5 protein-coding genes are annotated in these 6,447 nt (G+C 32.2%); 1 reads left to right on the forward strand and 4 read right to left on the reverse strand.

Annotated features, from left to right (window positions below):
* Window positions 1–40 precede the first annotated feature (40 nt).
* Window positions 41–3,154 carry a choice-of-anchor Q domain-containing protein gene (locus ACFDSN_RS06535; RefSeq protein WP_375239039.1) on the forward strand — a complete coding sequence of 1,038 codons (3,114 nt, stop codon included), beginning with the start codon at window positions 41–43 and terminating at the stop codon, window positions 3,152–3,154.
* A gap of 36 nt (window positions 3,155–3,190) precedes the next feature.
* Here the strand turns inward: ACFDSN_RS06535 and ACFDSN_RS06540 are convergent, their stop codons facing one another.
* The 4 genes from ACFDSN_RS06540 to gpmI all read right to left on the reverse strand — a co-directional run.
* The gene (locus tag ACFDSN_RS06540) at window positions 3,191–3,976 is read right to left on the reverse strand and encodes a class I SAM-dependent methyltransferase (protein ID WP_375239040.1); all 786 of its coding nucleotides are present in this window, start codon (window positions 3,974–3,976) and stop codon (window positions 3,191–3,193) included.
* A gap of 6 nt (window positions 3,977–3,982) precedes the next feature.
* The gene (gene map, locus ACFDSN_RS06545) at window positions 3,983–4,795 is read right to left on the reverse strand and encodes a type I methionyl aminopeptidase (protein WP_375239041.1); all 813 of its coding nucleotides are present in this window, start codon (window positions 4,793–4,795) and stop codon (window positions 3,983–3,985) included.
* A 4-nt stretch (window positions 4,796–4,799) separates the two neighbouring features.
* Window positions 4,800–5,198 (reverse strand): BT0820 family HAD-type phosphatase, encoded by a 399-nt coding sequence (locus tag ACFDSN_RS06550; RefSeq protein ID WP_375239042.1) that lies wholly within the window; start codon window positions 5,196–5,198, stop codon window positions 4,800–4,802.
* A gap of 2 nt (window positions 5,199–5,200) precedes the next feature.
* On the reverse strand, window positions 5,201–6,447 hold a 1,247-nt coding region (gene gpmI / locus ACFDSN_RS06555; protein ID WP_375239043.1), incomplete at its 5' end, for a 2,3-bisphosphoglycerate-independent phosphoglycerate mutase.

Consider the following 6,447-nt stretch of genomic DNA (forward strand, 5'->3'; position numbering starts at 1 on the left):
ATATAACATCTTTGTTTTTAAAATTAAAAAATATTTAATTATGAAAACAAGATTATTTTTAATACTACTTTTAATGAGTAGTTTTTCTTTTGCTCAAAACTGGTCTCAAGTTGGAACAGCACAATTTACAAATTTTGCAGATTCTGCAGAAATCGCTTTTAATGCTATAAGTGGTCAACCTTATGTAGTGTATCACAATCCTACTAATGATGAGGTTCTTGTAGAAACTTTTAATGGTACAAATTGGGTAAATGTTGGAAGTACAATATCTACACAGGGGCATAATAATTTAGCGATTAAAGTAAATCCAGTTACTCAAGAACCTTGGGTTGCACTAAAAAGAAATGGTTCTGGTAACGGAAGCACAATAGATGTATATAGATATGATGGTACTTCTTGGGTTAGTGAGGCATCAAATCTTTTGTTATTAAGTGGTTTATATACATACGGAATTCAATTGCAATTTAATGATTCTGGAAACGCTAGGGTAGCAGGAGTAAGAGGAGGAAATGCCGGAAGAAAAGCGGTTTTTGCAACCTATGTTTCTACTGGAAATTGGACAGTTATAGACGGTAGAGACGAACCTAATTTAAGGCTAGATCTTACAGATTATGATCATTATTTTTATTCTGAACATTATGGGAGATTTTCAAGTTACCAAGGTTATATTCGTAAACATACAGTTATAAATAACTCAAATGCAGACGAGTTTGTTTTAGGTTACTATCCTTCAAGAACTTTAGAGGTTTCAGGAATTGCAGGTACTAACTATTTTGTGAGTAATGATATTGTGGCGTATAATGCAACTACAAACCCAACTCCTTATCCAGATATTATTTTTGGTAATGGTGATACAAATGTTGCTCAAGCTCAACCATTAAATACACTAAATAATACTAATAATATATTAAAGTTTAGAAAAAGTGTTTCAGACAATAATTTATATTTAATGTTTTCAGACAGTAATGAAAATCTAGTATTTCAAAAATATAGTGTAGGAGGACAAACATGGTCTGTTTTACCATCTATTGGTTTAGTTACATCTACAGCAAATTTCTTTACAACTATGGCAATGAATCCAGTTAATGGAGACATGTATGTAACCTATTTAGATGGTGGTAAAGTTTCTGTGAAACGTTTTTCAATAGAACTTCCACTAACTAAATACTATGTAAATAAAAACATTTCTAGTGGAGATGGAAGTGGAGATTCTTGGGCTAATGCTATGCCTAATTTAACAGATGCACTAAGTCTAGCTGGAACTACAACTACAGATATTTGGGTTGCAGCAGGAACTTATAAGCCATCTTCCTCTGCAAGATCAACTTCGTTTAACTTGTTAGTAGATAACTTACAAGTAATAGGTGGTTTTGATGGAACAGAAACTTCAATATCTCAAAGAAATATAGCTGCTAATCCAACTATCTTATCAGGAGATTTAAATGGGGATGATGCTGGACATGGAACAGGAACAAGAGGTGATAATTCTTATCATGTTTTGCAAATTAATGCTAATAATATTGTGTTAGATGGTCTAAGTATTGAAAAAGGACATGCTAATGGCAGTAGCACAAATGCATACGGAGGTGGTTTGTTGATTTCTTCTACTGCTGAAAATTCAAAATTCAAAAACTGTGAGTTTAATTCTAATTTTGGATTAACAGGTGGTGCTATAAGAGTATATCATAATGTAAATACAAGTACTGTGTTTGAGAATTGTGTTTTTAACGATAATTATAGTAGATATGGAAGTGGACTTTATTTTTTATTAAACAATAACCGTACAGCAACATTAGACTTAGTTAATTGTTTATTTACTAATAACCGTTCTTATGATGTTGATACTTCTAATAAAGGATATACAGGTAGTTCGGTTTGGGCAAGAGCTAATGGTACAGGTTCAAATTTAACAACAACTATAACGAATTGTACATTTGCCAATAATACAGATATTGGTACACAATCAGGTGTAGCAGAGAGAGGCACCTTGTCATTAGCAAGAAGAACAGACGGATCTAGTACGCACAATGCAACCATAAATAATAGTATTTTTTATAATAATGAAGGTGCCGGTGGAATAACAACATTAGCTGTAAATAAAGGACATGTATCGATGCCAAATTTAACAGTTGTTAATAATTCTATAGATGAAGATGCCTTTTCAAATTTAACTTACTTAACCAATACTAGTAATCTAGATCCATTATTTACAGATGTTTTAAATAATGATTTTACTTTACAAACAGGTTCACCTGCAATAGATTCTGGTGATTCTTCATATGTTCCATTAACTTTAATAACAGACTTGTTGGGTAATGCACGTATCCAGAATTCGATTGTAGATATGGGATGTTATGAATCTATATCGTTAGCGATTAATTTAGATATAGATATCTTTTTACAGGGTGCAGCACTAAATCCCAATGCAGGTGAAGAAACTTTAATGAGAGATGATTTACGTGTTGCAGGAATTATACCAACAACAAGTCCTTATTCAGATAATTTAGTCTGTAACTCAAATGTATTTGCCATTACGGGAGATAACGCAATTGTAGATTGGATATGGATAGAATTAAGGGATGCAAATGATAATACAAATGTAATTGAAGGGAAATCGGCTTTACTGCAACGCGATGGAGATGTGGTATCTTTAGATGGGGTTTCATCAGTCGATTTTAATCAGCCATCAAACGATTATTATATAGTTGTAAATCACAGAAATCATTTAGGTATAATGACTCTTAATACGATTGCATTGTCAACAACCTTAACAACAGTGGATTTTATAAATGGAATGACAACTTTTGGAACTAATGCTCAAAAAGATTTAGGATCTGGAACTATGGGATTATGGGCCGGAGATGCTAATGGAGATAATAATTTAAATTATATCGGAACTTTATCTGAAATCCCATCAATAAGTGCTCAGGTTTTTAATGATCCTAATAATACAGTTTTTGGAGGACCGCCAGTAGCAACTTATGCTTCTTCAGGTTATAGTAATGCAGATGTAAATATGGATGGAATAACAAAGTATATCGGAGTCTTTAGCGATGTACCATTTGTGAGTGATAATATTTTCAACAATCCTAGTAATACAGTTTTTGGAGGTCCACCAATTGCAACATACGTTTTTCCTGAACAATTACCTTAAAAATTTTAATGTTAAGGATAGTTGTTTTATAGAGATTTATTTAAGACACACAGGAATAATTTCGCCATTTGCTAAACAGTATTTGGCGATTTGTTCTTTAGTTAAAGTTGAGGTATAATCAACTTCTTCAACTTTAAAACCAATTTTGCGAAGTTTTTCAAAATAATCACGTCCATAAATCCTAACGTGATCATACTGACCAAATATTTTAGCTCGCTCGTCTTTGTCTGTAATAGAGTCGTCTTCAAAAGTAAACTCACGATTTAAGTCTTGTGGGATTTGCAGAATAGCCATTCCACCAGGTTTTAAAATACGATATAACTCATGCATTGCTTTTTTATCATCAGGAATATGTTCTAAAACATGATTACACAATATAATATCATAACTATTAGCCTTAAAAGGTAAGTTACAAATATCTGCTTTTACATCAGCAAGTGGACTTTCTAAGTCGGTTGTAGTATAATTTAAATGTTTTAAGTTCTTAAATCGCTTATAGAAGGCTTGTTCTGGGGCAAAATGTAACACATTTAATTTTGAAGTGTTCGAATTAATTTCAGTTTTAAAAAAATCAGTTTCATTTTGTAAAAACAGCCATAAAAGCCTATGTCTTTCTAAAGATAATGTTGAAGGCGATAACACATTATTGCGTTGATTACCATAGCCATATGGCAGAAAAGTTTTAAAACTCTTTCCGTCTATTGGATCTGTATAGGTTTCTCCTTTTAATAAAAACGCCAAAACAGGACGTACTACATAGCTTAACCTAATAAGAACTGGTCTAGGAATGGTATTTAAAATTAGTTTGAAAATCTTTTTCAAATGGAGCTATAGTTTAATTTGTCTAAACTCATCTTCTTCATTACTTTCAATTCCTAAAGCTTCATAGACATATTTAAATGTCGATAATAATTCTGGTTTACCATTTACAATGGCAACATCATGTTCAAAATGCGCGCTTGGCTTGTTGTCTTTTGTGGTTATAGTCCAACCATCGTTATGTTGTTTTATGTTTTTAGTGCCTAAATTTATCATTGGCTCTATAGCCACAACCATACCTTCAATAAATTTTTTACCTCTACCACGTTTCCCGTAATTAGGCATTTCAGGATCTTCATGCATAACACGTCCAAGTCCATGACCAACTAATTCTCTAACTACACCATAACCATGATCTTCGCAGTATTTTTGAATAGCAAAGCCAACATCTCCAACTCGATTGCCAATTTTAAGTTCACGGATACCTTCGTATAAAGATTGTTTTGTTACATCTAAAAGTTTTTTTGTTTCGGAATCTATTTCTCCAACAGCAAATGTATAGGCATGATCACCATAAAAACCATTTTTTATAGCACCACAATCTATAGATATAATATCTCCTTCTGCTAAAGGTGTATTGTTTGGAATACCATGTACTACTTGTGAGTTAGGACTCATACAAAGTGTATTAGGAAAATCATATAATCCTAAAAAACCAGGAATAGCATCTTGAGACCTTATATAGTCTTCAGCTATTTTATCTAATTGTAAAGTTGTAACACCTGGTTTTACGTATTTTGCAACTTCACCTAGGGTTCTAGATACAACTAAAGCACTTTCGCGCATTAATTCAATTTCTTCTGCTGTTTTAGCTATAATCATATACTTAAAATCTAAAAAATCCTTTTTTCTTTTTTTGTTTTGGCGGCTCTCCGTTGGTTAGTTTTTGATAAATTTCTCCCCAACCTAGAACGCCACCTAAATTTCTGTCATCTATAAATAAATCTGCATTAATTTTCCTGCTTACTTTTCCGTCAAACTCTTCTTCAGGAAAACTCTTGTTTACAGCATAAAACTCTATACCATTCTCTTTGCAAAAATTAACAGCTTCATTTAACTTTTTTCCGTGTCTATAAGTCCACAGAATTAATCTGTGCCCATCGCTTTGTAAACGTTTTAATGTTTCAAAAGCAAATAAACGTTCATTACCAATACCAGGATAACCATCTTCTACAATAGTACCGTCAAAATCTACAGCTATTAAAAGTGAATTGTTAATATTCATAATTATACTAGTGGTTTTTGTGTCATAGCTTTTGGTTGCTCAACGCCAATTAATTTTAATATGGTAGGTGCAATGTCTCCTAAAACACCATTTTTTATGTTCTTTATTTCGTTGTCAATTAAAATAAACGGAACTGGATTTGTGGTATGTGCTGTATTTGGAGAACCATCTGGATTTACCATAGTCTCACAATTGCCATGGTCTGCAATTAAAAGCGTAGTGTAACCACTTAATAAACCTGTTTCAATTACTTTTTTAGCACAAATATCTACTGCTTCGCAAGCTTTTATAGCGGCAGGCATACTACCAGTATGCCCAACCATATCTCCATTTGCAAAATTTAAACACACAAAATCTACATCTCCTTTTTCTAACTCGGGAACTAAACTTTCTGTTAGCTCAAAAGCACTCATTTCTGGTTTTAAATCGTAAGTCGCTACCTTTGGGGAATTTCTTAAAATACGAGATTCTCCTTTAAAAGGTGCTTCTTGTCCACCAGAAAAGAAAAATGTAACATGTGGATATTTTTCAGTTTCGGCAATTCTAATTTGAGTTTTTCCTGCTTTAGAAAGTATTTCGCCTAAAGTATCTTTTAAATTTTCTTTATCAAAGATTACATTAATTCCGTTAAAAGAATCGTCGTAATTTGTCATAGTTACAAAATGCAAATTCAGTTTTTGCATATGCTGTTCTGGGAAATTACCTTGAGATAAAGCATTGGTTAATTCTCGTCCACGATCTGTTCTAAAGTTAAAGAAAATAACTACATCGTCGGCTTTGATTTTAGTTAAAGCTTCTCCTGACGAATTTGTATGAATTAATGGTTTTATAAATTCGTCTGTAACATCTTTATCGTAACTATCTTGAATGCTTTTCGTTAAATTTTGACTTTTTTCACCTGAAGCATTAACTAATGCATCATAAGCCAATTTTACGCGTTCCCATCTATTATCACGATCCATAGCATAATATCTACCTGTAATAGATGCTATTTCTGTGTTTTTATTATCTATGAATTTTTCTAAATCTTGGATGAAATTTTTTCCAGATTTTGGATCTACATCTCGTCCATCTGTAAAAGCGTGAATAAAACTATTTTGTACACCAGAGTTTTCAGCCGCAGTAATTAATCCTTTTAAATGTTCTATATGCGAATGTACGCCTCCATTACTAACTAAACCTAAAAAATGAATGTTCTTATTGTTCTTTTTAATTGCTTTTGCTAAATCTACTATTTTAAAACTTTTTA

The organism is Aurantibacter sp., assembly GCF_042094015.1.
Lineage (GTDB): Bacteria > Bacteroidota > Bacteroidia > Flavobacteriales > Flavobacteriaceae > Aurantibacter.

Excerpts from the sequence above, each read along its gene's own strand:
- map (WP_375239041.1), bottom strand. The coding sequence starts at position 4,795 with ATGATTATAGCTAAAACAGCAGAAGAAATTGAATTAATGCGCGAAAGT.
- ACFDSN_RS06550 (WP_375239042.1), bottom strand. The coding sequence starts at position 5,198 with ATGAATATTAACAATTCACTTTTAATAGCTGTAGATTTTGACGGTACT.
- ACFDSN_RS06535 (WP_375239039.1), top strand. The coding sequence starts at position 41 with ATGAAAACAAGATTATTTTTAATACTACTTTTAATGAGTAGTTTTTCT.